The following is a 1,311-nucleotide window of genomic DNA, read 5'->3' as shown; positions in this document are numbered from 1 at the left end:
GAAACCCGATGCTGCGCTCCCGATTTCTTTCTGGAGTCCGCCGCTATGATGCGCCCCGACAGTCAAGTGGAAAAAGTCTACCTCTACCCCAAGCCTGTGGATTTTCGAAAGTCCATCGACGGCCTGGCCGCCCTGGTCGAGCTGGATATCAAAGTCGCCGTGTTCGACCCTGTCCTTTTCGTCTTCCTAAATAAAGCCCGTAACCGCATCAAGGTGTTGTACTGGGAGCGCAACGGCTTCTGCCTTTGGCTCAAGCGCCTCGAAGCCGAACGCTTCAAAACTTCGCCCGACGCCACCGATGAAACCATTGTCCTGACCGTTCAGGAGCTGAATTGGTTGCTCGACGGCTTCGACCTCTGGCGCAACCGTCCGCATCAGGTTCTGACACCCCGTTTCGTCGCCTGACCCGGTATAATCCGGGCCATGATTTCATTGCCCGACAACCTTCCCGACGATCCCATTCTGCTCAAGCAAATGCTGCTTGAGAGTTACGCTGCCCGTGTGCGCGAACAGGAGGTCAAGGAGGCTTATGCGACCCATATCGTCGACCTGAAAGAACAGATCAAGCTGCTGCGTGATCGGCTGTTCAACCGCACATCCGAACAGACCGTCGATCCCAATACGCCGCAACTGGCGATGTTCAATGAGGCGGAAAGCGAGCCACTGCTGGCAGTGATTGACGATGCGGACGAAGAAGTCGTTGCCCCGGTCAAGCGCCGTGGCAAGCGCAAACCGTTGTCGGCCGACCTGCCGCGTGTCGAAGTCATCCATGACCTGCCCGAGCACGAACTCACTTGTGCCTGTGGTTGCCGCAAGCATGTCATCGGTGAAGAAACCAGCGAGCAACTGGACATCGTGCCGATGCAGATCCGCGTGCTCAAACACGTACGCAAGGTTTACGGCTGCCGCGGTTGTGAAACCTCGCCGGTGACCGCTGACAAGCCGGCCCAGTTGATCGAAAAGAGCATGGCCAGTCCCAGCGTGCTGGCCATGCTGCTAACCACCAAGTATGTCGATGGCTTGCCGCTGCACCGTTTCGAAACGGTACTGAACCGGCACGGTATCGAAATCCCACGGCAAACGCTGGCACGTTGGGTGATCCAGTGCAGTGAGCATTTCCAGCCGCTGCTGAACCTGATGCGCGATCGGTTGCTGGAAAGCCCGGTCATCCACTGCGACGAAACGCGAGTGCAGGTCTTGAAAGAACCGGATCGCGATCCGACCAGCCAATCCTGGATGTGGGTGCAGGCCAGTGGGCCGCCCGAACGGCAAGTTGTGTTGTTCGACTACACCACCAGCCGCGCGCAGGAG

The 1,311-nt window shown here is 58.2% G+C and carries 2 protein-coding genes; both read left to right on the top strand.

Annotated features, from left to right (window positions below; all coding sequences use genetic code 11):
• The first annotated feature begins 45 nt into the window (after positions 1 to 45).
• Complete coding sequence (gene tnpB, locus ACQRAX_RS25445; protein WP_427867772.1) at positions 46 to 405, top strand: IS66 family insertion sequence element accessory protein TnpB; 360 nt, start codon at positions 46 to 48, stop codon at positions 403 to 405.
• 18 nt (positions 406 to 423) lie between these two features.
• On the top strand, positions 424 to 1,311 hold an 888-nt coding region (gene tnpC, locus ACQRAX_RS25440; RefSeq protein ID WP_427867771.1), incomplete at its 3' end, for an IS66 family transposase.

The organism is Pseudomonas sp. UM16 (assembly GCF_050312595.1).
Lineage (GTDB): Bacteria > Pseudomonadota > Gammaproteobacteria > Pseudomonadales > Pseudomonadaceae > Aquipseudomonas.
The sequence above is the reverse complement of the archived record's forward strand: the minus strand, read 5'-3'. Positions and strand labels throughout refer to the sequence as shown.

Bases quoted from the DNA above. Each gene is read 5' to 3' on its own strand.
- tnpB (WP_427867772.1), top strand. From the start codon at position 46: ATGATGCGCCCCGACAGTCAAGTGGAAAAAGTCTACCTCTACCCCAAG.